General features: G+C 58.2%; 26 protein-coding genes. 20 read left to right on the top strand and 6 right to left on the bottom strand.

The window, feature by feature from the left end:
- Positions 1 to 70: 70 nt before the first annotated feature.
- Both GKE73_RS21065 and GKE73_RS21060 read right to left on the bottom strand, forming a co-directional pair.
- A complete protein-coding gene (locus GKE73_RS21065; RefSeq protein ID WP_230371652.1) occupies positions 71 to 1,228 on the bottom strand; it encodes an efflux RND transporter periplasmic adaptor subunit in 1,158 nt (385 codons plus the stop codon).
- Complete coding sequence (locus tag GKE73_RS21060; protein ID WP_230371651.1) at positions 1,218 to 1,763, bottom strand: TetR/AcrR family transcriptional regulator; 546 nt, start codon at positions 1,761 to 1,763, stop codon at positions 1,218 to 1,220. The genes GKE73_RS21065 and GKE73_RS21060 overlap by 11 nt, the downstream gene beginning before the upstream one ends.
- Positions 1,764 to 2,102: 339 nt before the next feature.
- Here GKE73_RS21060 and GKE73_RS21055 point away from each other — a divergent pair, with 339 nt between their 5' ends.
- The 4 genes from GKE73_RS21055 to GKE73_RS21040 all read left to right on the top strand — a co-directional run bounded on the left by GKE73_RS21055 (position 2,103) and on the right by GKE73_RS21040 (position 5,462).
- Positions 2,103 to 2,336 carry a DUF932 domain-containing protein gene (locus GKE73_RS21055; RefSeq protein WP_280955280.1) on the top strand — a complete coding sequence of 78 codons (234 nt, stop codon included), beginning with the start codon at positions 2,103 to 2,105 and terminating at the stop codon, positions 2,334 to 2,336.
- Positions 2,337 to 3,127: 791 nt separating this feature from the next.
- Entirely contained in the window at positions 3,128 to 4,009 is an 882-nt protein-coding gene (locus GKE73_RS21050) for a trans-sulfuration enzyme family protein (protein ID WP_230371649.1), read from the top strand.
- An 8-nt stretch (positions 4,010 to 4,017) separates the two neighbouring features.
- Positions 4,018 to 4,311, top strand: a complete 294-nt coding sequence (locus GKE73_RS21045; protein ID WP_230371648.1) for a PLP-dependent transferase — start codon at positions 4,018 to 4,020, stop codon at positions 4,309 to 4,311.
- 218 nt (positions 4,312 to 4,529) lie between these two features.
- A complete protein-coding gene (locus GKE73_RS21040; RefSeq protein WP_230371080.1) occupies positions 4,530 to 5,462 on the top strand; it encodes an IS5 family transposase in 933 nt (310 codons plus the stop codon).
- A 148-nt stretch (positions 5,463 to 5,610) separates the two neighbouring features.
- On the opposite strand, the gene GKE73_RS21035 is transcribed toward GKE73_RS21040, so the two are convergent.
- From GKE73_RS21035 to GKE73_RS24390, 3 genes are read right to left on the bottom strand one after another with little or no spacing between them, the layout of a single operon-like run.
- On the bottom strand, positions 5,611 to 6,369 hold the full coding sequence (locus GKE73_RS21035) for a tyrosine-type recombinase/integrase (protein WP_230371647.1): 759 nt from the start codon (positions 6,367 to 6,369) through the stop codon (positions 5,611 to 5,613).
- The gene (locus GKE73_RS21030) at positions 6,353 to 6,565 is read right to left on the bottom strand and encodes a hypothetical protein (protein WP_230371646.1); all 213 of its coding nucleotides are present in this window, start codon (positions 6,563 to 6,565) and stop codon (positions 6,353 to 6,355) included. Before GKE73_RS21030 ends, GKE73_RS21035 begins: the two co-directional genes overlap by 17 nt.
- The gene (locus tag GKE73_RS24390) at positions 6,562 to 6,696 is read right to left on the bottom strand and encodes a hypothetical protein (protein WP_280955269.1); all 135 of its coding nucleotides are present in this window, start codon (positions 6,694 to 6,696) and stop codon (positions 6,562 to 6,564) included. Before GKE73_RS24390 ends, GKE73_RS21030 begins: the two co-directional genes overlap by 4 nt.
- A 171-nt stretch (positions 6,697 to 6,867) precedes the next feature.
- Here GKE73_RS24390 and GKE73_RS21025 point away from each other — a divergent pair, with 171 nt between their 5' ends.
- Positions 6,868 to 7,719, top strand: coding sequence for a DNA-binding protein (locus GKE73_RS21025; RefSeq protein WP_230371645.1), 852 nt, complete (start codon positions 6,868 to 6,870; stop codon positions 7,717 to 7,719).
- A gap of 670 nt (positions 7,720 to 8,389) precedes the next feature.
- The gene (locus GKE73_RS21020) at positions 8,390 to 8,854 is read left to right on the top strand and encodes a hypothetical protein (protein WP_230371644.1); all 465 of its coding nucleotides are present in this window, start codon (positions 8,390 to 8,392) and stop codon (positions 8,852 to 8,854) included.
- A 148-nt stretch (positions 8,855 to 9,002) separates the two neighbouring features.
- Here GKE73_RS21020 and GKE73_RS21015 read toward each other — a convergent pair whose 3' ends face one another.
- On the bottom strand, positions 9,003 to 9,383 hold the full coding sequence (locus GKE73_RS21015) for an ATPase (protein WP_230371643.1): 381 nt from the start codon (positions 9,381 to 9,383) through the stop codon (positions 9,003 to 9,005).
- Positions 9,384 to 9,826: 443 nt separating this feature from the next.
- Between GKE73_RS21015 and GKE73_RS21010 the strand changes: the two genes are divergently transcribed.
- From GKE73_RS21010 to GKE73_RS20950, 14 genes are all read left to right on the top strand, one after another.
- Positions 9,827 to 10,906: a type IV toxin-antitoxin system AbiEi family antitoxin gene (locus GKE73_RS21010; protein ID WP_230371642.1), complete on the top strand. Its 1,080-nt coding sequence runs from the start codon at positions 9,827 to 9,829 to the stop codon at positions 10,904 to 10,906.
- Positions 10,906 to 11,109 carry a hypothetical protein gene (locus GKE73_RS21005; RefSeq protein ID WP_230371641.1) on the top strand — a complete coding sequence of 68 codons (204 nt, stop codon included), beginning with the start codon at positions 10,906 to 10,908 and terminating at the stop codon, positions 11,107 to 11,109. The genes GKE73_RS21010 and GKE73_RS21005 overlap by 1 nt, the downstream gene beginning before the upstream one ends.
- The gene (locus GKE73_RS21000) at positions 11,097 to 11,252 is read left to right on the top strand and encodes a hypothetical protein (protein WP_230371640.1); all 156 of its coding nucleotides are present in this window, start codon (positions 11,097 to 11,099) and stop codon (positions 11,250 to 11,252) included. Before GKE73_RS21005 ends, GKE73_RS21000 begins: the two co-directional genes overlap by 13 nt.
- Entirely contained in the window at positions 11,252 to 11,803 is a 552-nt protein-coding gene (locus GKE73_RS20995; protein ID WP_230371639.1) for a hypothetical protein, read from the top strand. The genes GKE73_RS21000 and GKE73_RS20995 overlap by 1 nt, the downstream gene beginning before the upstream one ends.
- Before the next feature lie 9 nt (positions 11,804 to 11,812).
- Entirely contained in the window at positions 11,813 to 13,516 is a 1,704-nt protein-coding gene (locus GKE73_RS20990) for a DEAD/DEAH box helicase (RefSeq protein WP_230371638.1), read from the top strand.
- A 17-nt stretch (positions 13,517 to 13,533) separates the two neighbouring features.
- The gene (locus GKE73_RS20985; protein WP_230371637.1) at positions 13,534 to 14,823 is read left to right on the top strand and encodes a hypothetical protein; all 1,290 of its coding nucleotides are present in this window, start codon (positions 13,534 to 13,536) and stop codon (positions 14,821 to 14,823) included.
- A 31-nt stretch (positions 14,824 to 14,854) separates the two neighbouring features.
- Positions 14,855 to 15,103, top strand: a complete 249-nt coding sequence (locus GKE73_RS27075; protein WP_280955268.1) for a P-loop NTPase fold protein — start codon at positions 14,855 to 14,857, stop codon at positions 15,101 to 15,103.
- The gene (gene qatA / locus GKE73_RS20980) at positions 15,064 to 16,476 is read left to right on the top strand and encodes a Qat anti-phage system ATPase QatA (RefSeq protein ID WP_280955267.1); all 1,413 of its coding nucleotides are present in this window, start codon (positions 15,064 to 15,066) and stop codon (positions 16,474 to 16,476) included. The genes GKE73_RS27075 and qatA overlap by 40 nt, the downstream gene beginning before the upstream one ends.
- Complete coding sequence (locus tag GKE73_RS20975) at positions 16,400 to 16,702, top strand: hypothetical protein (RefSeq protein ID WP_230371636.1); 303 nt, start codon at positions 16,400 to 16,402, stop codon at positions 16,700 to 16,702. Before qatA ends, GKE73_RS20975 begins: the two co-directional genes overlap by 77 nt.
- Positions 16,703 to 16,796: 94 nt before the next feature.
- On the top strand, positions 16,797 to 17,684 hold the full coding sequence (gene qatB, locus GKE73_RS20970) for a Qat anti-phage system associated protein QatB (RefSeq protein ID WP_230371635.1): 888 nt from the start codon (positions 16,797 to 16,799) through the stop codon (positions 17,682 to 17,684).
- A gap of 108 nt (positions 17,685 to 17,792) precedes the next feature.
- Positions 17,793 to 18,113, top strand: a complete 321-nt coding sequence (locus GKE73_RS20965; RefSeq protein ID WP_230371634.1) for a hypothetical protein — start codon at positions 17,793 to 17,795, stop codon at positions 18,111 to 18,113.
- A complete protein-coding gene (qatC, locus tag GKE73_RS20960) occupies positions 18,095 to 19,048 on the top strand; it encodes a Qat anti-phage system QueC-like protein QatC (RefSeq protein WP_230371633.1) in 954 nt (317 codons plus the stop codon). The genes GKE73_RS20965 and qatC overlap by 19 nt, the downstream gene beginning before the upstream one ends.
- A 13-nt stretch (positions 19,049 to 19,061) precedes the next feature.
- Positions 19,062 to 19,814 (top strand): Qat anti-phage system TatD family nuclease QatD, encoded by a 753-nt coding sequence (gene qatD / locus GKE73_RS20955; protein WP_230371632.1) that lies wholly within the window; start codon positions 19,062 to 19,064, stop codon positions 19,812 to 19,814.
- A gap of 522 nt (positions 19,815 to 20,336) precedes the next feature.
- Positions 20,337 to 21,080: a hypothetical protein gene (locus GKE73_RS20950; RefSeq protein WP_230371631.1), complete on the top strand. Its 744-nt coding sequence runs from the start codon at positions 20,337 to 20,339 to the stop codon at positions 21,078 to 21,080.
- Positions 21,081 to 21,155: the final 75 nt, after the last annotated feature.

Genomic DNA, 21,155 nt, shown 5'->3' with positions numbered 1-21,155 from the left:
TCAGCAGACCCAGACCGATGCCGGTGAAGACGAATTTTCCCGGGCATGGAGAATGTCGCGGCCAGGCTGATCATCGTGACACTCTCGGGATATGGTCGACCACATGGATGCGGCTGCGCGCCGTCAGTGCCTTTTCGCTATAGGTCACAACCTGGTCCCCATTCTTGAGCCCTTCGCGCACCTGCACGTAACCATTGAGGTCGGAAGTGCCGAGCTTGACCGGGGAGAAATGCAGATCACCATCCACGATTTGCCAGACACCAACTTTGTCGCCCTCACGCTGGACGGCAGCGTTGGGGATCAGTGGAGCGGCCGGGAGCGTAAGCAAGTCAACCGTGACTTCGGCCAGTTCACCCACCGGTGGCAAAGGTTCTGGTTTGTTATCGAATGTCACCTTGGCAAGCGTTTCCTCGGTTACCGCGTCGGCCTTGGGTTCCACCCGCAGCACGCGACCTTTCAAGGTCTGGCCACCACGCGAACGCAGGACGATAAGAGTCGGCACCCCCCCAGCCAGCCCCGATGCGCTGATCTGGTCGAAGCGCGCATTGATCCACAAACTCTTGGGGTCGATCACTTCCACCACGGCCTGGCCCGCGACGATGGTCGTGCCGGGATCGGCATCGCGCACGGCGACTACACCGTCGACCGGCGCGATCAGGCGCAGATTGCTCCGCTGCGCGACGAGTCCTTCGCGGTCGGAGCGTGCCCGGACAATATCTTCCCGAGCGGCAGATAAGGCGGCATCGGCGATCTGCAGTTCCTGCCGCTTGGTGGTGACGATTTCCTCGCTGGTCGAGCGCACCGCAAACAATTGCTCGTAGCGGCGCGCCCGGGTTTGCGCGTAGGCTTGCCGGGCTTCTGCCTCGCGCAAAGCCGCTTCCGCACGCTTGAATGCCGACTCCTGTGAGCGCACCCGATCATCGAGGTCGACCGGCTCCATCTCGCCGAGCACCTGTCCGGCCTTGACCGGTCGCCTACATGCACCTCCAGGGCGTTTGACGCGCCCGGCAAACGTCGGCCCGATCTTGTAGGTGTAGCGCGCCTCCACCGTGCCGATGCCGAACAGCGCCGGTGTGATAGCCCGTGATTCCACGCTTGCCACCGTCACAGCGACCGGGGCGAGCGGCCCTGATCGCAGACCGACATAAATAAAAAGCACCAGCAAAGGAATGATGACGGCAAGCAGCGCCGGGTGCGGCCTTGCAAGGGTAACTTTTTCATTGCGCACTCCTTATGCCACGCCGATAAATTGCAAAGACGCGCGGCGCATCGCGGTGCATACGTCCCACATCACCCGCCAACAGCGATTGCATGACCAAGCCCTGGATCGTGCCAATGAACAGTGTTGCCGCCGCCTCGTTGTCAAGCGAGGGAGACAACTCGCCGCTGGCCTTGCCTTTCTCGATGAGACGATGCAAACGTTCGCCGTAGCGCTGAATCAAGGTTTGCACCATGCGCTTGGCCGGTGTCGATTCGGCACGCTGAAGCTCACCAAACATCATTCTTGGCACGCCCGGGTGCTCAGCTACGAATTCGATATGACTCATGAACATCGCCTCCATGGCTGCCAAGGGCGACTCGATTCCTTGTGCGGATCGATCGATTCTGGCTAATAGGCGCTCTGCTACCCACTCCATGACCGCCTGCCAAATGGCTTCCTTGTTCGGGAAGTGCCGAAACAGCGCACCCCGGGTCAAGTTCATGTGTTTAGCGATAGCTGCAGTGGTTATCTCGCTTGGGTTTTGTGAACCGGCAAGCGCCACGACGGACTCGACAGTTACGGCACGACGTTCATCGGCTTAAGCAGATGCTTTGGATGGGTGTCCACGAGCACTCCTTGTAAGATAGTAATTGATTACTATCTTACCACAAGAGGCAACTCAAACAAGAGAAAACCCGACGTACTCGTCAATATCTAGCGTCTGCAATGGGCTTAACGTGCTTTATTTTCCGTTTTCTGAGACGTCCCCATAGTCACTTTGTGCGCCAAGCTCATGTCTGTGGGGTAGCGAGCCCAATGGCTGGGCTTCATCATTTCACATTCATTCAGCGCCGAGCGTGTCCGGAATTTAATGTGATGGTCAGTGTAATACGGTTTTGAGCTGGAAACGGCTGGCGTGTTGAAGGGGGACTGTAAGTTGTGGGCGCTGGTCAGGACCGGGCAGGAAGCGGGGTTGAAAGGCAGTGATCGGGTCAAAGCCTATTTGCTACTGGCCACCAGTTGTGACGGCCCGCTGTGTACTACCGCCCAGTTCACCTCGGTGCGGGTGGTGTGCAACTGTAGTGATCAAGCACACCCGGGCAGTCCAAGTGGTGAATTTCCCATGCTTTTATAGCCATTTTCAATTGACTGGTAAGCATCATAAAGTAGCTATCTAAAGCATACCGCCCAGATGGCTGCTTCGGCCTAAGCCCAGATACCCCTCACTTGCTGGTCAAGATTTTCTTGCCCCAGCACAAGGATCTAGAACTGGCCAGATGCTACCATGCTGCTAATCAGGTTCACCGGAATCCGCGTAATCTGCGAAATAGCTGAAAGAAGTGCGCTGGCGATTTCCAACGCGGTGGTGTAGCGTATTTGGGATGCAAAATGATGGCAATTTTCAGGCACGAAGCTATGCCGGTTTTGTGGTGTGAGTTAGTGGAGGAATCCGTACGAATACTCAAAACTGGACGGGGGGCGACCGAGGCTCCATCACGCAGTGTATTGGCGAGCTAGTCGACGCGCCCAGCTGTACAGGATCACTTGCGCTAGGTCGTACCCCACACCGAGAGCGATACTATCATCAAGGGATTCTTCGGATTGATGCCCCTTCCCTGCCCAGCTACCGCGTGACGACGTGCCAGATCACGCTCGCAGGAGTCCAACTACCACAAAGAGCACGCGCAAAACTGAACTGGACGTTCACAGACCGGGACGAACCGACCTTCGCCCCCCAGATGTTGTGGATCTAGAGCGCAACAGCGTAGACGGCACTTGAGCCGCAACAGTTGGCAGAGCATGCTCCCCCACCGGTCGGTGAGTGGGCCAAGGTGGCGGTCGTGCTGGTTTAGGCTCTTTGCCATGCCGTATGGGGTGACTGCGGCCAACAATCCTAGGATTATCCCCCATCGGAGTACATCTTCAATGACTCATTTGCGTACTCGAGCCGTTCATGCTGGTCAGAAGCCTGACCCGGTCAGCGGCGCAATTGCCACACCAATCAACCAGACCTCCGCCTTCGCATATGGCACGCTCGACAATGGTGCCGCGATCTTTGCCGGTGAGGCGGACGGCTATCGCTATAGCCGCTTCGCCAACCCAACGGTCAAATCGCTCGAAGACAAGGTTGCGGACCTAGAAGGAGCGGAGGCAGCAGTCGCCTTCAGCAGCGGTACGGCCGCGGTATCGTCGACCGTCCTCACGCTGCTCGCTCCCGGCGATGAGATCGTATTCCTTGGTCCGCTATACGGAGGAACAGAAAGCCTGCTCAATGCATTCGGCTCTCGATTCGGCATCCATGTGGTCGATGCTACGGAGCGGGGGCTCAAAGCAAGTCTTTCCCCAGCAACGCGTCTAATCTGGGTTGAGACGCTGACGAACCCCACACTCCATCTACATGACCCGGCGGCAGTGGCCGCACTCGCACGGCCCCGAGGAATCACGACCGTCGTCGACAACACCTTCTGTTCCCCTTGCCTTACCCGTCCGATCGAACACGGTATCGATCTTGTCATGCATTCGATGACGAAATACCTCGGCGGCCACGGCGATAGCACAGGGGGCATTCTGGCCGGGGTAAAACGCTTGGTCGAACCGGTGCGGACGACCGGACTTGGACACGTCGGAGGAAATCTGGCGCCGCAAGAGGCTTTCCTCCTCCTGCGAGGTATGAAGACCCTGCCCCTGCGCATGGCGGCACACTGCGAAGGTGCGGCCGAGGTCGCCGCCTTCCCGGCCATGCACCCTGCGGTTATTGCAACACACTACCCCGGGCTGCCAAGCCATCCTCAGCACGCGCTAGCTTAAGCCGACAGATGGATGGCGGATACGGAGGCATCGTTTCCTTCGAGCTTGCACAGGGGACTCGCCGCGCGGCGGCCGGTCTACTGGATAATCTGAGGCTTTTCACACAAGCCGTGTCGCTGGGCGATGTGGACAGCCTTGCCTGCCATCCTGCCAGCACCACACACAGTTTCATCTCGCCCAAAGCAAGGGCGCGAAGCGGAATCGGCGAGGGGCTGATCCGGCTCAGTGTGGGAATCGAGCACCCACAGGACCTGATCGCTGATCTGCGCCAAGCCCTCGCTGTAAGTGTTGCGGCGGCCTGACCGGGGCGAGCGGAGCTACTGCTAGGACTCTCGAGGCCACGACACTCCCATTCATTCTATTGGCATACCATATTCTTATGACATCTCGAGCGCCTCGTGATGAAATCTCAGATGCCTGCCCATGGGCGAGGTAAGCCCGGCCTCCGGTCAATCGCTAGATGATCCCGGCGGCTTTGTTGCACAAATCTGGGCTTGTATACGTCCGGTAGAATGACGGCATGAGCAAGCCCCTCCCTCCCAAGTACCAAACCACCAACTGGCAGACCTACAATCAGTCCCTCAAGCAGCGAGGGCAACTACTCCTCTGGCTCGACAAGGCTATGAACTGGCTAGCGCTTACCACTGGTAAACGGGGGCGCCAGCCAACGTTTACCGACGCCGCCATTCAGTTCTGTCTCACCATTAAATGCCTTTTTGGCCTCGCGTTACGCCAAACCACTGGCATGGTCGAAAGCATGCTGCATTTGGCCGGGCTCGACTGGGCGGTGCCTGATTTCAGTACGCTCTCCCGACGCCAGAAAGACCTACAAGTGCGTATCCCGGTACAGAAAAAGCAGGGTTGCCTGCATCTGCTGGTGGATAGCACCGGCATAAAGATGATGGGCGAAGGCGAGTGGAAGGTGAAAAAGCATGGTGCAGACTACCGCCGCCAATGGCGCAAGCTGCATCTGGGGGTAGATGCGCAGACGCTGGAAATCCGTGCAATGGAAGTGACGGACAACCGCACTGGCGACGCCACCATGCTGCCAGAGCTGCTATCGCAAATCCCAGCGTCAGAAGAACTGATGACGGTAACCACGGATGGGGCGTACGACACGCGCCTGTGTCACGCTGCGATTGCAGAACGTGGCGCAGCGGCCATCATTCCCCCGCGGCGAAACGGTCAACTCTGGAAAGGGAATTCACAGGGCAATCAGGCTCGCAATGAGTCACTGCGCGCGGTGAAGTACTTGGGAAGGACGCTCTGGAAAAAGTGGACTGGCTACCATCGCCGCAGCCTGGTCGAGACGAAAATGCATTGCTTCAAATTGTTGGCAGACCGCGTCAAATCGCGGGACTTTGACCGGCAGGTTGCAGAGCTTCAAATCTGTGCTGCGATACTCAATCGCTTTACTGCGCTGGGCACGCCGCACACGGTCCGCATGGGATAAGTCCGCCCTGGGGTTTGGGGTAGTTCGGCCTTTAACTGATTTGTGCAACAAAGCCGAATGGCGCTACCCGAAAACACCTTACCAAAAATTAAAACATCGTTAGCAAGAGAAAATTTAATCAGAACCGTTCGTCGGTAGAAGTTTCAGGCTAAGCCATCCGACTCGCTCGCAAGCCTTTTCGCTTGTGGGCATAGCGCTGAGTGGTATTGATGTTGATGTGGCCATGCTCATCAGCGACATCTTCAATCGGTACGCCAGCCTCTAGCTTGGCGGTGATGGATGCATGGCGGAACCAGTGCGGCGAGGCCTTTCGCAATTCCTCGGCCAAGTGGGGTAAGCCAGCATCAATGGCCCGAGCGGCGGCCCCGGCGAGTAGTTGCTTGACCAACTGATAGAGGTGATCTCCACCCATAGGGCGTGGCTCACGCCAACCTTTGCCATTTAGTTGGTGAATCAGGGGTAGATCCTCACCAGGTTCGGGCATGACTAGTCGGTTAAGGGCGTGCTGGCGATAGTACTGGAGTTCGGCCAGCAATTCTTCGGTTACGGTTACGTCCCTACTCTTATTACCTTTACCTGTCACACGTAGCGTCCATACCTTGTAGCTGGCATCGTATTGGAAATCACCCATACAGCCGGAGACGATTTCCTCTCGGCGCAGGCCTCCGATCAGCAATAGTGCGAGTAACCAGCGCAAACGGTAGTAGTGGTGAAAGTCCCGCAGACTCTCCTTTGGCAACTCGGCAATGGTGGCATTGATCTGCTCGATTGCCGCAGCCGACAGCATACGTTCTTCAAAGTGGCTGGTTTGATCCTTCTGTACGCGCACACGTCGGAACGGGTTGCGAGTGATGCTAGCTCGGTCATGTAGTTGCATCCAGTCATAGCAGTTATGCAGGATAGTCATGGCCTCGGCGAATACTGGAGGGTTTCAGAGGGCCGGATAGCATACCAGCCGTGCGGCGTTTGCTGATCAGTTCAACGGGAGGCCTCTGCAAAAACTGCTGGTAATGGTTAACGTGCTGTCGCAGCACCTGACGAAGCGGCAACTGCTGGATGGCCAACCAGCTCAGGAAGCGGGTCAGTTCCTTGCGGTAGTTCATCCGGTGGTGTGCGACCGGGTAGTGGCCACCTCTTCCAGCCAGTCTTGAACAGCGCGAGTGTCGTCATCGTTGATGGTAAGGCCACTGCTGATGGTAGTGGTGACATGGCCCGATTCAAAAGGGGTAAGCATGCTGAAATCCTTGCTGGGTAAGGCTTTCAAGAGGATGGCTGTCAGTATGGATCGAAGGTACTATTTCGTCAATATTATGGAAATAATAACATAAATACACCGATTTACTTTACGTAATTACGGTAATTATGTAATTATTTATCTAGAAAAACACCTAAGAAGGCTACTAGCATGCCGGAACGTAAAACGGTACGTGAGCAGGCCCGCGAGTTGGCTCTGCAAGCGCTAGCCAAGGGGCAGAAGCCAAGCGCCCTGGTCATCCGGGATGCCATCGGTACTGGTTCTCTGGGTACCCTCCAAGATGAGATCCGAAAGGCGAAGGCAGAATGGGAAGATGGTCAGCGTCGGCAGGCATCGTTCCCTGATCTGCCGACCGGATTGGCCGAGCTTGCTAGCCCGTTCATGATGCAGTTGTGGAGTGCAGCCTGCGAGTACGCCAGCAGGGTGTTTAATGAGGAACGCACAAACTGGCAGCAGGAGATAGAAACTCTACACAGAGATGTGGATGCCTCGCGACAGCAGCAAGAAACCCTAGCGGATGAACTGACCCGTGTACAAAGCAGTCTGGAGCACGCTCAGGCACTGGGTCAGGAGCAAGCCCGCTCACTGGAGTTGCTACGATACGAGTTGGAGCATGCGCGGGCTGAACTGGTGCAGGAAAAAGAAGCTGCTAGGCTGAAATTGCAGGATATGGAGCAGTTGCACGCAGAAACCGTACAACAGGCCAATGAGGAAATTCTCCAGCATGTCACCCGCCACACACTGTTGAACGATGAACTCATTGCGGCTAGGGCTGAGTATGAACGCAAGCTAGCCACGCTGACGGCCGCGCACCACCAAGCTATCAAAGGCGTCACCGAAGATCGGGATCTGGCGCGAGCGAAAACCAGCACGTTGCAGTCTGAACTACAACAGGTGCGTCATCAGTTGCAGCTGCAGGAGGAGAAAGCGCAGGCCGCCCAAATGCAACTAGCCGTTGCTTTGGGTCGGACCAGCGAGGCTGAACAGCATCTAGCGGCCTAAGCCGAGCTGAAAGCGAAGTGCTGCGGCAGCAGGTGGCCTGTATCACGGCAGGCAAGGACGAGTTGGCTAGGCTGTATTCTGCGCTCCTTGAGCGCCTACCTGTGCAGGGGAAGGCAGACTAAATATGCTGTTCAAAACGGCTTACCCGGAGTTGACCCAATCCCGTGGACGGTAATCCAAAGCGACCAGAACGACCAGACGTCGGCAGCGGTTTGGCCACCGGTAGCACCATGGCCATCAGTGTGTAGAAGTTAAGCGGCAGCACCGGCTACAGCCCCCCTGCCGACCGCCATTGCCACCAGACCGACGGCGACGGCGTGAGTCACCAAAAATCTTTGATTTTGGAGTGTTGAGGCGCACACTTTTTCCTGCCGCCTCCCTGAGTCCCAATAGCTCACACCAAGCTTCACACCGCTTCCGTACAAGTTAAGCGGTCGCTTCCAAGCCCTTCGCCACCACGACCATGTGTGGTGTTCGAGCACAAAGATTGGAAGCTCAGAGAGCGACATCGTATGCATAGATTACAAGTACCGGTAGTTATAAATCGGGATTGCCGAACGCAATCCGCAGACTATCAAATCTGCGATGGATTCTTTGAAATAGAAACGTGTCAACATAGCCCGAATGCGTATTTAACCAACACCTCTCAATACTGATGAGGAACTTACTCATGAGCAATGATCGGCTTCTTATTCCGCAAGACCCCAATTACTTTCACGCAATTGGCCTAGCGGCAGTGGCTTTTGCACGACTAGAGTGGGACGCGGTGTGGTGCTGCCAAAGACTAAAAGATGGCTACATCAATACCATCGAGCCTCGAAGGAAAACGGCTGGCAAGATTGCCGAAGACCTTGAGCGACTCTTTTCCAGAATCGCTGACACCGACCTCCGTTTGAAAGTTGTTCCGTTTGCGGCAGAGTTTTCAGCAGTCGTTCAGGAAAGAAATGGTTTGCTACATGGGAAGCCGGGCACTGCCCCCAATGGAGATCAACGGCTGTTCCGGCATGGTACTGAATGGACGATCGACAAAATCAATGAATTTTCTGACCGCTGTGTGAAGGCGGGAGCACCGTTGAACGCCTTGCTCTATGATGAGTTCAAGGAGCCGTGCAGCGTTGCACTCCGTTTGCCTTGATCGTTCAAGGGCAACAGCGACGATCTGCAAACACGCCTGTAGCCGCTCGTGGCGCGTAGAGCCGCAGGCGCAGAAGAACCCGCGCCGGGCGCAGCAAAAAAGTGCGCCGCCCCAGCAGGGACGACGCACCGAAGTCTGCGCGGCGCGATCAGCTCGCAGCTGGCGCCACCATCGACTGCAACTGGTCAATCACGCCAGGCTCTACGAAGACGCAAGTCTGCTTGTCATCGATTGACACGTTGAACACCTTGGCGAACAACGTGCGCCGCACATGGGCCAGCCGACCCGTCCGGTGCGCCTGGTCCGGCTTCATGCGGGCTGAGCCCGCCGGCGAACCACTGCGCTGCGGGTCGCATTCGACCAGCGCAACGAAGCCGTCATCGGACAGCTTCTGATGCTCGGGGCACAGGCCCCATCCCGTCTTTGTATGGTGCTCCATGCTCGCGCGCAGGCGCTTGTCGAGCAGGACAGAGCCGGTATCGAATGCCTTGCCACAGACCAGGGCAAACGTGTTGTTCGAGGGAAACATGTGATTTGTCGTTCATGACGATCTCCGGTTGCTCGGGCGGAATTGCCCGGAACCGGCTCCAGCACGGCGCAGCGCAAGCAGTCAGGGGGCAACGACGGCCGCCAGGACGCAAGCGCGCAAGGCGCGCGCAGCCCTTGACGGCGAGAACGCCGTGATACGGTGAAGGGAACAGCAAGACCGCCCACTCTCCCCCCCCCGACGACACCACGGATGGGCAAGCGCAGCGCGCAGGCCCATTGGGCCGGAGGCGTCAGGAATCAAAGCCGAATAGCCATGACTCGGTACTAGGCATGGGGCATGAGCCGCGAGCCCGACGACGGAACGCCGGGATGATCGTCGCATCCAGGCTACCAAGAAGGGAATTCGCTGTGCAGCGAATATGGCGTTTATACCGAATATTCGGTATAGTGCTGTTATTCGCTGAACAGGAAATAACGGCCGTCATGACCGAATCGACCTTCGTGGAACACGCTCTGATCGACCAGCTCTTGGATTCACTCCGGGAGTTGCCAGACGTGCATGCCGAGTTGACTCTGTCAGAACCTGCTGTTCAAGCCGCTGGTCGCGTCGACGCGAAGATTGATCTGCACGTCGCCGGTAGGTCGATTGTCTTGTTGGTTGAGGCAAAGAAGTCCGTCTATCCCCGAGATGTGCGCCGGGCGTTGTGGCAATTGAAGTCGCTGCAGCATGGTCACTACGCCGATGTGCAGCACCTGCTGATCGCCGAGTCGCTCTCACCGGGGGCGAAAGAATTGCTTAGAGCCGAGCGCATCGGCTACTTCGACAGCGGCGGAAGCCTGTTCCTGTTAAGCCTCTGGTGCCTACGTCTACATCGACAAGCCGCCTCCGAAGACTTTGGAAAAGTCGGTGCGGTCGCTCTTCTCCGGGCGGCGTGCCCGGGTTTTGTATGCGCTCTGGTCAATCACGAGGAATGGTTTGGTGTTACCGAAGTGGCCGAACGGGCGCAGGTGGCCCCATCCACGGCCTCGGACGTACTTAGTGAGCTGGAGCGGTTCGACTGGTTGGTGTCGCGAGGACAGGGGCCGAGTAAGGAACGGCATCTGCGAGAACCCAGTGCGTTGCTCGATGCTTGGGCGAAGCAGCTCGCCACGCAGCGCACGCCAGTGCTGCGCCGCTACTTCGTGCCTAGATTGAAATCTGATGCGCTGATCGAACGGCTCGGCCAGATGTTCGATTCGCATCAGGTCGCTTACGCGGTGAGCTACGAAGCCGCTGCACAGCGCTATACCCCCTTCTTGTCCGGCATCTCACAGGTGCGAGTTCGACTGCTACCCAGCACCAGTGCCGAGACGGCAATGGCGGAGCTGGGTGCGCGCGTCGTCAATGAAGGGGCGAACCTCGCGGTCATCGAGACGAAGTCGGCGGGAGAACTGCTGTTCCGGCAAAACGTCGGGGGCGTTTGGTTGGCCAGTCCGGTCCAGGTCTATCTCGACCTCTTGCGCGGTGAAGGCCGCGCTAAGGAAATGGCCGAGCACTTACGCAAGGAAAGGATCGGATTCTGATGGCAAAACCTGCAACGTTCGACGGCTACAGCGACCAGTACACGGTGGACTGCGAACGCGTCCTTGTGACGCTGCTGCGCGGACTCGGGCCGTGGAAAGAGTCGGTCTACCTGATCGGGGGACTCACGCCGCGCTATCTTGTTGCCGCACGGCCGCCGGTAGTGCTTAAGCGCACGCAGGCACTCTGGACGTGGACATCGTGATCGACCTGCAAATCCTGGCGGATACCGAGGCGTATCACACACTCGAAGACAACCTCAAGAAGATGGGATTCGAGCGGGCCGAGAACAGCGCCGGTACAAAGCTTTCCGGCGTTGGCAGACCCGCACTGAACATGGCGCGTTGATGGTGCTGGAACTGCTGGCGGATGCACCGGACATCGCTGGTGGCAAGGTGCAGCCATTGCCGACCGAAGGCACGATCTCGGCACTGAATATCCCATATTCCTCCATTGTTTTTGACCTTCACCAAGTTACCGAGATCCAGGCTGAACTCCTCGGTGGCAACGGAATCGCGACGGAACACATTAAGCATGCCAACCTGGTCAGCTTTACCTGCCTGAAGTCGTTCGCGTTCGATCAGCGCTTCGAACGCAAGGACGCGCACGATCTGATCTATTGCATTGAACATGCATCTGAAGGACTAGACGCCGTGGCTGCGGCTTTCCACAAGGAGCGCAACGGCAAGCACGGTACCGTCGTCGAGGCCTCGCTGGCAATCCTGCGCAGCCGCTTCGCAAGCGACGAGAAAGCCGAAGGCTATCGCAAGGATGGTCCGGTGTCGGTCGCCAAGTTCGAGCTGGGCGAAGGTGACGAACCAGAGCAACGTGAGGCGAGGACGTTGCGGCAGCGGCAGGCCTGCGACGTGATTGAACAACTCCTTGCTCGAATCGGATAAGGAACGCGTATGGCGATCAAGGCGATATTCGTAGGCATCAACAAGCATCTCGATACCTCCATACCCGAACTGGGCGGAGCGCGCCGCGATGCTACGGCTCTGTGGGCACTGTTCACCGATACGATCGAAGGCCTGAGTGGCCGCCTACTCGTGGACGAGGCTGCCACCCACGCGGAAGTGTCAGGAGCCATGCTAGGCACCTTGGCTGCCGCGAGTGTAGATGACGTGGTGGTTATCGCGTTTGCGGGACACGGATCTCCAGATGGCAACTTGGTGTTGTTCGACACGAACGCCGCACGACCTTGCTGGGACGGCCTTATCGATGGCTGGCTTGGCGGACGCCTTCAAGGCGACCAAGGCCCGCGCCGTCCTATGTATCCTCGATTGCTGTTTCAGCGGCCGGCACCGGCGCGCGTGCTGGAGACGGTGGCACGCCCGCGCAATGCATTCGCACTTACGGGCATCTATGGAGAAGGCCGTATCCTTCTGGCGGCTTGTGCGACGAATGAATCTGCGTGGGAACAGCCTGGCACCGGGCATGGCTTGCTCACCCACGCCGTGATTGAGGCGTTGACAGGCACGGTAGGCGACTCAGTCAGCTTTCCTGAGATCGCCGGGGAGATCATCCGACTGGTGCGTGTGGAGGCCGAGCGAATCAGCGTCACGCAAACGCCCGTATTCTTGGGCAGTGTGCAAGGCGGTCTGACGTTCCCGACGCTCAAGCGCGGCGACAACTACGCCACAGCTTTTCCTACAAGGGCTGTCCATCAAATGTCGGGATCGTTCGCGGAGTTTTCCGCCCACGGCTTCCCGCCCGAGATTGTCGATAGGTGGGCCACCGACTTTCCTCAAGGTCTCAACGCACTGCAACTCAAAGCGGTCAACGAGTTCGGCGTGCTCAGCGGAAACTCCTTGTTGGTTGTTGCCCCGACGAGTTCCGGCAAGACGATGGTCGGCGAGGTGGCGGCGATTCAGGCGGTCACGTCCGGCAAGAAGGCGGCATTCCTGTTGCCCTATCGAGCGCTGGTCAACGAGAAATTCGAGGAGTTCACTGAGCGCTACTCGGCTGCAGGATTGCGCGTGGTCCGCTGCAGTGGGGATGCAACCGACGGCATCGGGCCCGTTTTGGCTGGGCGCTATGACCCGGGCTTCTTTACCTATGAGACCTTCCTCAATCTAGCGTTGGGCTCGCCTCGCCTGCTGAGTCAGCTCGGTCTGGTTGTGCTGGACGAAGGGCAGTTCATCACGGACCCGCAGCGCGGCATCACGGTTGAGCTGATCTTTTCTCTGCTCTTGCGGGCCCGACAGCATGGCATCGAGCCGCAGCTCGTGATCCTGTCCGCAGTCATTGGCAATCTGAATAGCTTCGATCGCTGGCTCGGTGTTCCGCTACTGTTGTCGCGCGAGCGGCCCGTGCCGTTGATCGAAGGCGTTCTCGACCGGCGAGGAACATTCCAATACATCGATACCGACGGGACTACGAAGACCGAGGCTTTACTGCCTTCGTACCGCATCGTGCAGCGTCGCGACAAACCCAGTTCGCAGGATGTGATCGTGCCTCTGGCGCAGCAACTGGTGGGTCAGGGCGAGAAGCTACTGGTGTTCCGCAACATGCGCGGTCCGGCCCGGGGGTGTGCGAAGTACCTTGCCAAGGAACTTGGCCTGCCGCTTAACCAGCGCAATCCTCGGATTCACTTCCCACCCAAGACCTGACCGGCGCATCGCAGGACTTGCGGGAATGCCCGGCCGGTGGCACCGCATTCCACAACACCAATTTGCTGAGGGCGGAACGCGAGGCGGTCGAGCGAGGGTATCGCAGCGCCATGGGGGGCATCCATGCCCTGGTCGCCACCACGACCTTGGCCGTAAGCATCAACACGCCAGCCTCAACGGTGGTGCTCGCCGAGAATGAATTCGTCGGCGAGGACGGTCGACAGTTCACGGTGGCCGAGTACAAGAACATGGCGGGTCGCGCTGGGCGACTCGGCTTCAATGAGACCGGCAAGGCGATCATCCTGGCGGACACGCCAATGGAACGTGCACAGCTTTTCCAGCGCTATGTGCTGGGTGTCCCCGAAGACGTAAGGTCCTCCTTCCAGCAACGTGATCTGCCGACATGGACGCTGCGTCTGCTCAGTCAGGTGCGCGGCGTCCGTGCTGACGAGATCCCGGGACTGCTGGTCAACACTTTCGGAGGGTACTCGGCATCGCGAGCGAATCCACAATGGGTCGCGATGGTAGAGCGGGACGTGAGCGCTCTGGTTGAGCGCCTGTTGCAGGCAGGGCTTGCTGAGCGCGAAGGCGATCTCATCCACCTGACGCTCCTTGGGCGCGCATGTGGCGCCTCGTCCCTGTCATTCGAGTCGAGCCTGCGCCTGGTCGAATTGATGGGACGCCTGAACGTCGCGCAGACACCGCCCAGCCACATCCTAGCGATGGTCCAAGTGCTGGACGAACTGGATGCCATTTATACGCCGGTTATGAAGAAGGGGCAGTCCGAAAGTGTGCGCGCTGGCGAGGTGGCTCAGCGCTTCGGACAGCAAATGCCTCAAATGCTGCAGCGGTACTGTCGTGACCAGATCGAGTTTTGGGCACGATGCAAGCGTGCCGCACTGCTGCATGATTGGATTGAGGGGACGCCCGTCGATGTGCTGGAGAGGCATTACTCTACGACGCCGTTTGGCGGTGCCATTGGCTACGGCAACATCATCGGCATTGCCGACGCGACTCGCTTTCATCTGCGTTCCGCGCATCAGATTCTGGCAACGCTATTCCCCGATCAACCTGATTTTCTTCAAGGTCTGGACGAAATTCTTCAGCGGCTCGAATTCGGCTTGCCGTGCGACGCGCTGCCCCTCACTAAGGTTTCGGTGCGGCTGACGCGCGGCCAATACTTGGCACTACTGTCTGCTGGCGTTCGCAATACCGAGGACCTGAACAACTTGGACGATGATCGGTTGCGCCAGTGTGTGGGGTTGGGCGCAGCCGCGTTGTTGCGGCCAAAGGACGCCATAGCTTAAGCGCGGCACTGTATGCACAGGGAGGAAACCAATGATCCTAGCCGACAACGAAACCAAGGTTGATCTGCTGAATAACGAGGCCATCGCCACCACGATCATCGGGCTGCTTCGCGCAAAGCCCGAACATCCCGTAACGATCGGGGTACACGGCGACTGGGGCGCGGGCAAGTCCAGCGTGCTCGAAATGATCGAGGCGGGTTTCGCCAGCACGGACGATGTCCTGTGCCTCAAGTTCAACGGTTGGCGATTCCGGGGTTCGAGGACGCGAAGATCGCCCTGATCGAAGGGATCGTGACAGGCTTGATCGAAAAGCGCCCGGCCCTGACCAAGGCTGCGGCCGCCGTCAAGGATGTGTTCAGCCGGATCGACTGGTTGAAGGTTGCGAAGAGGGCTGGCGGTTTGGCGATGACCGCTTTCACGGGCATACCAACACCTGACCAAATCGGAGCCATTATCGGCTCCCTTGAAGCGTTGGTAGCAGACCCAGCCAAGATTGCGACGAAGGAAAACCTCACGACGGCCGTGGATGAGGTGAAGGCCGTGCTGAAGCCGGGCGAGTCCAAAAACGTGCCGGAGGAAGTGGAGGCGTTCCGCAAGGCGTTTGACCGACTTCTAAAGGACGCCGGTATCAGGCAACTTGTCGTATTGATTGATGACCTCGATCGTTGCTTGCCCGACACCGCCATCGAAACCCTCGAAGCCATCCGGTTGTTCGTCTTCACTGCGCGGACGGCGTTCGTCGTCGCAGCCGACGAGGCAATGATCGAGTACGCAGTGCGCAAGCATTTCCCTGATCTGCCCGACAGTACCGGGCCGCGGGACTACGCGCGCAATTACCTCGAAAAACTCATCCGGGTTCCATTCCGTATTCCGGCATTGGGCGAGACCGAGACACGGATTTATGTCACGTTGCTGCTGGCTGGCGCCGAAATCGGTGAGGACGACGCGGACTACGCGAAGCTGATCGGCGTGGCACGGGAGAAGCTGAAACGTCCTTGGACCAGCGGCGGATTGGATTCTGCAACCATCAAGACAGCGCTAGGAAAGCAGGCCGAGAAGGCGAATAACGCGCTCGCACTCAGCGATCAAATCGGCCCCATCCCGGCAAGCGGCGCGAAAGGCAACCCGCGTCAGATAAAACGTTTCCTCAACACGTTGTTGCTGCGCGAGCGCACCGCGACAGCACGCGGATTCGGTGACGACATCAAGTTGCCCGTACTCGCGAAGCTTATGCTCGCGGAACGCTTCATACCACGGCTGTTCGAGCAGATCGCATTTGTCGCAGCGGTCCATCCGCACGGATTTTGCGAAGACCTCGATGCCCTGGAAAAGCACTTGGCGACGGCTGATGGTAAGGAGCCTCAAGCTGGTGAGCGGAAGGGGCCGAAGTCCGTCGAACCTGTATCCGTGCCTGACAGCGCCGTGTTGGCTGAGTGGAAGTCCTCAGAGACGATATGCGACTGGGCATGCTTGTCGCCGAAACTATCGGGTATCGATTTGCGCCCCTACTTGTTCGTGACCAAGGACAAGAAGGACTACTTCGGCCCGGTGTCGGTGCTGGGACACTTGGTAAGCCGTGGTGGAAAAGCTGTTCGGCGGCAAGATGACTGTTCAAAGCTACGAGGCCGAGTTGAAGCAGCTTGTGCAGCCTGAAGCGGAGAAGGTGTTCGAAGCCGTGCGCACGAAGATCATGAGCACCGGCGCTTTCGACATCAAGCCGCCGGGTATCGATGGCCTCGTGGTTCTCGTGAAGGCGCAACCAGGCTTACAGACCCGGTTGATGGATTTCCGGAGGCGCTGCCAAGTGGCAAGTGCGGTCCTTGGGCTGTCAGCGGCTGGCAAGGCGTTATCAAAGATGTTGAGTGCGCCGCCCGCCTGACGAAGCTGCTTGGCGATTGGAGCAAAGCCACCAACAACCCCGGCCTCAAGGCCAGCGCCGAAGCGGCGCTCAAAGACGTGAAGGGAGCGCGCTGATGGGAACCTCAACGGCTTACGGAGGCCCCGGCGGAGGAACTCCGCTCGTCCCGTCATGGCTGGGCGGCGGTGATGGCGGTGACGCTCCTCCCAACCCTGCGAGTCCCGGCGTAGGCCCTGATGGCCAGCCTCCCGCAGATGGCGCTGCGCCCCCTGCACCACCAAACCGGCCACCCATTCCGAAGACGGCGGACCCGCAACGCTTCTCGGGCGCGCGTAACAGCTTTACTCGATTCGCCGGTTCTGGCGGCAGTGATCGGGCCAGTCTGGGGCGCGCCGTATCAAAGTACGTTTCAACGTCGGTAAGCGGCGCGCGCCAGGGCTGCACAACGCATGGGCGCCTCTCGCGGTGCTTAAGCGCACGACTCCTTGGCTTCTTGGCCGACGCGCAGGCGCGTGGTGTGCGCGAGGCGTTACGTGCACTGGACTTGGAGTCGCTGGCAGGTCGTCCGATCGCCGAGATATTCGTGGGCTTGGCCGACTACATCTGTCCGGGCGCAGGCACCGTGGATGAAGGAATTGCCCGCGAGGCATACATCGAGACCATCGTTGAACTGGCAAGCGAAGGGCTAACCGATCTAACCACGTTTACCCCGGATCAAATGCAAACGGTTTTCGAGCTGTATGCCACGCACGCGATAGAAGCGCGCATATGCAATGACATCGGCACCAAGGCCGTGACTATGCCGACAGACGCGCAAGCTGCGCATCGCGTTGAACAGCAGTTGCGCGATTTCATCCGTGGCGGAGTGAGCGACGCGCTGACGCGGGCTCGGTCGGAGACCCCCAATCTCACGCCCGAGCGGATTCAGGTCTTCGTAGACGCCGTGTACGAGTCGGCATTTGCGATCTTGCAAACTCTTGGTGATGCGGAGGCCGACCAATGAAGCGACAACTCCTAGCGGGCCGCTTCGGCCCCGACGACAGTCTCGATGTTGCGGTTGGGACCGATGAACAGAGGACGTACATACAACTCGTCGTAAGCCGAAAAGTCCTTGGATCATGGTATCGGTGGCGCGCTGACGAGCCTGAAGAAGATCGGCGTGTTTCCCTCTGAGATCGGCATTGATCTGCTGGTGCTGGCCGCGCATGTCCATGCAGCGGATACCCGCATCTCACGTGTCGAGCAGTCGCAGGATTCTTGGACGCGCGAGATACGCCTGGTCGTCCCAGTCAGCGAACCTGCTCGCTGGGCTGCGGCAGGACCAACGCTGAAGAAAGCACTGGACTTCTTAACGGGCGACCGCTGGATGATTGGGTTCAGGGCACGTCCGGCTCGATTCGCAACAATCGCCCGGTGGCGCCTTCGAGCTTGATTGCCCCACCATTTGATTCCATCAGCCTGTTCTCGGGGGGATTGGATAGCTTGATTGGCGCCATTGATCTACTGGAAGACGGCGCCACACCGTTGTTAGTCAGTCATTTCGGCGAAGGCGCGACAAGCGACGCGCAGGGCAAGCTGTTCACGGGTTTGAAGAAGCACTTCAACAAGTCGTCCTTCGAGCGTCTGCGGGTCGGAATGACCTTTGTGGATGGCCTTGTGGAAGGCGTCGGTTCAGAGAACAGCACGCGCGGTAGGTCGTTCCTGTTCTTCGCGCTCGGGGTGTTTGCAGGTACTGGATTGGGGCGGAGTTTCATTCTACGTGTACCCGAAAATGGACTCATTGCTCTGAATGTTCCTTTGGACCCACTACGGCTCGGATCGAACAGCACCCGCACCACGCATCCTTACTACATGGCTAGGTGGAACGACCTGCTCGGCATACTCGGCATAGACGGCGAGATCCGAAACCCGTACTGGGACAAGACGAAGGGCGAAATGGCCACAAACTGTCGGAATCCCTCACTGTTGAAGAATTTGGCAACCGATTCATTGTCGTGTTCATCCCCGACGAAGGGTCGGTGGCAAGGACTTGGCATCGAACACTGCGGCTATTGCCTTCCGTGCCTAATCCGTCGTGCTGCCCTGACTACGGCATGGGGTGTCGGAGGTGACGCGACGACATACACCGTGGAAGACCTACACGCACAGCCGCTGGACACGCGCGAATCGACAGGAAAGCAGATCAGATCATTTCAGTACGCGATTGAGCGCCTGCGGGCGAGACCGCAGCTTGCGAATCTGCTGATTCATAAGCCCGGCTCCCTCGCGGACGAGTCGGCTCATCTCAACGAGCTGGCCGATGTCTATCGGCGAGGCCTTGGTGAAGTCGAGCGTCTGATCGATGGTGTCGAGGCAAGACCGAGTTGACGAGGATGCGATCATGATTCCGTCGGCCGGTCTTGTGGACTTCCATTGCCACGTCGATCTCTACCCGGACCACGCTCTTGCGGTCCGGGAGGCAGATGCGGCTGGCGTATTCACCCTCGCGGTGACAACAACACCGTTAGCGTGGCCACGCAATCACGAACTCGCGCAGCGCACGAAGCATGTCCGAGCTGCGCTTGGGCTGCATCCGCAATTGGTCGCGGAGCGTGCGAGCGAACTTGAACTGTGGGATCGCTACCTGTCGGAGGCGCGTTACGTTGGTGAAGTCGGCCTCGATGCAGGTCCGCGCTTCTACAAATCTCTGGACCTGCAGAAGCAAGTCTTTCAACACGTTCTTCAGCGTTGCGCTGACGCGGGGGGCAAGGTTGTCACTGTTCACAGCGTTCGAGCTACCAAGGCTGTACTTGACCATATTGAATCGTTTTTGCCTCCATCTAAGGGGAAGGTCGTACTTCACTGGTTCACCGGCAGCAAGGCAGAAGCGCAGCGCGCTCTCGAATTGGGGTGTTATTTTTCGATAAACGCCGCCATGTTGGAAAATACCCGACATGCATCTATGGTCTCGCTGATTCCGCTCGATAGGCTATTGACTGAGACCGATGGCCCCTTCACAAAGACGGGCGATCGCCCGTCTAAACCTGCCGATGTTGCCATAGTGGTCGAAGCGCTCAGCTCTACACGGAATGCCCACTTCAACAGTTGCCGCAACGATACGAGCGAATCTGCGTGCCCTACTCGAACCGAATGATGGAGCGAAGAACGGTCCGCCCCCTCCGCCCGGGGTTACCGACTCTTAATGGAGACTACCGAAGTGCCAAAAAAATTTCATGTCGCCTTGTCCTTTGTAAGCGAAGATCGTGTGTATGTCGATGCCGTGGCCAAGGCGTTGCAAGCCGAAGGCGTCGATGTCTTTACGACAAGTTCGAGGAAGTCGATTTGTGGGGAAAGGATCTGTACACGCACCTGAGCGATGTCTACCAGAACCGAGCTGTCTTCACTGTCATGTTCGTCTCCGACGCGTACCGCAAGAAGTTGTGGACGAACCATGAGCGCAAGAGCGCCCAAGCTCGGGCATTCACCGAAAGCCGCGAATACATCCTGCCTTTTTTGATGAGAGCGTTGAAGTGCCCGGTCTCTTGAAGACAACAGGACACATTGCTCTTGCAGGTCGTTCGCCTACTGCCCGGCCGAACTCATCACCAAGAAGCTACGAAAAGCCGGTGTACGCCTGAAGCAGGCCTTTTCGTACTCGGATGAGGCCAAGGCAGATGTGGACTTCCCGCTAAAGAACGGAAACAAAATCGCCGGTCTCATTAAGGCGATGAAGACCTACAACTGGTATCAGCAGAATCCGGCCGTCGTGGCCGTACTGGAACTCGATTGGGGCAAGGTCAGTGCTGACGAAGCCTTTGTGCTGGGTCGCAATCTATATCAATGCGCATGTGGAAACGAGAATCGGGCGGTCGCGTTCTTGGACAAACTGCGTCAGGAGTTGGCTTCCATTCCAATCGAGCGGGCGCTCGATATGTTGAACGGAATGTTCTTCGAGGTCTACTTCAATGCTGCTGGCGAGTTCCGCTCCGGCAAGATCAAGGGACGGTGTTTGGAGAAGTTGCTGGCTATTCAAACGGTGAAGAAGTACGAGCCCGCAATGCTATTCATCCAACGGACGCTTGAACCGTATCGTGACGAGCTTCCTTTTGTTCCTTCCACCGCACCTCAGGAAGTGGTCGTGGAGTTGAGCGTTAAGCGGAGTGCGCCACCTCTCGTTAAGGCGCTGACGATTGGGGAACGCAGTCTGCTGAGTGAAGACAAGGACAACGATAGCCCAGACGGGCGAGTATGGCGTTTGTCATTCCGGGGCTTTACGGTTAAGGAACTGAAGGCGCAACTTGCAGATGAGTGGAGCATCCCCCTCGACTTGCTCACAATTGCGCCAGACCGGAAGCTGGACCCGAAACTTGAGCTTGAGCTTCCGGACGGCGTGAGCATTCGATGGCCAGCACACAAATGATGTGTGCCATTCAGAAAGCCCGTCTCAAGAAACTTCCGGGCTTGGTTAAGTGCCGCCATGAGGACGTGAAGAGTT

The organism is Paludibacterium denitrificans (genome assembly GCF_009707705.1).
GTDB classification, from domain to species: Bacteria; Pseudomonadota; Gammaproteobacteria; order Burkholderiales; family Chromobacteriaceae; genus Paludibacterium_A; species Paludibacterium_A denitrificans.
Note: the sequence above shows the minus strand (reverse complement) of the source record. Positions and strands in the feature narration are given on the sequence as shown.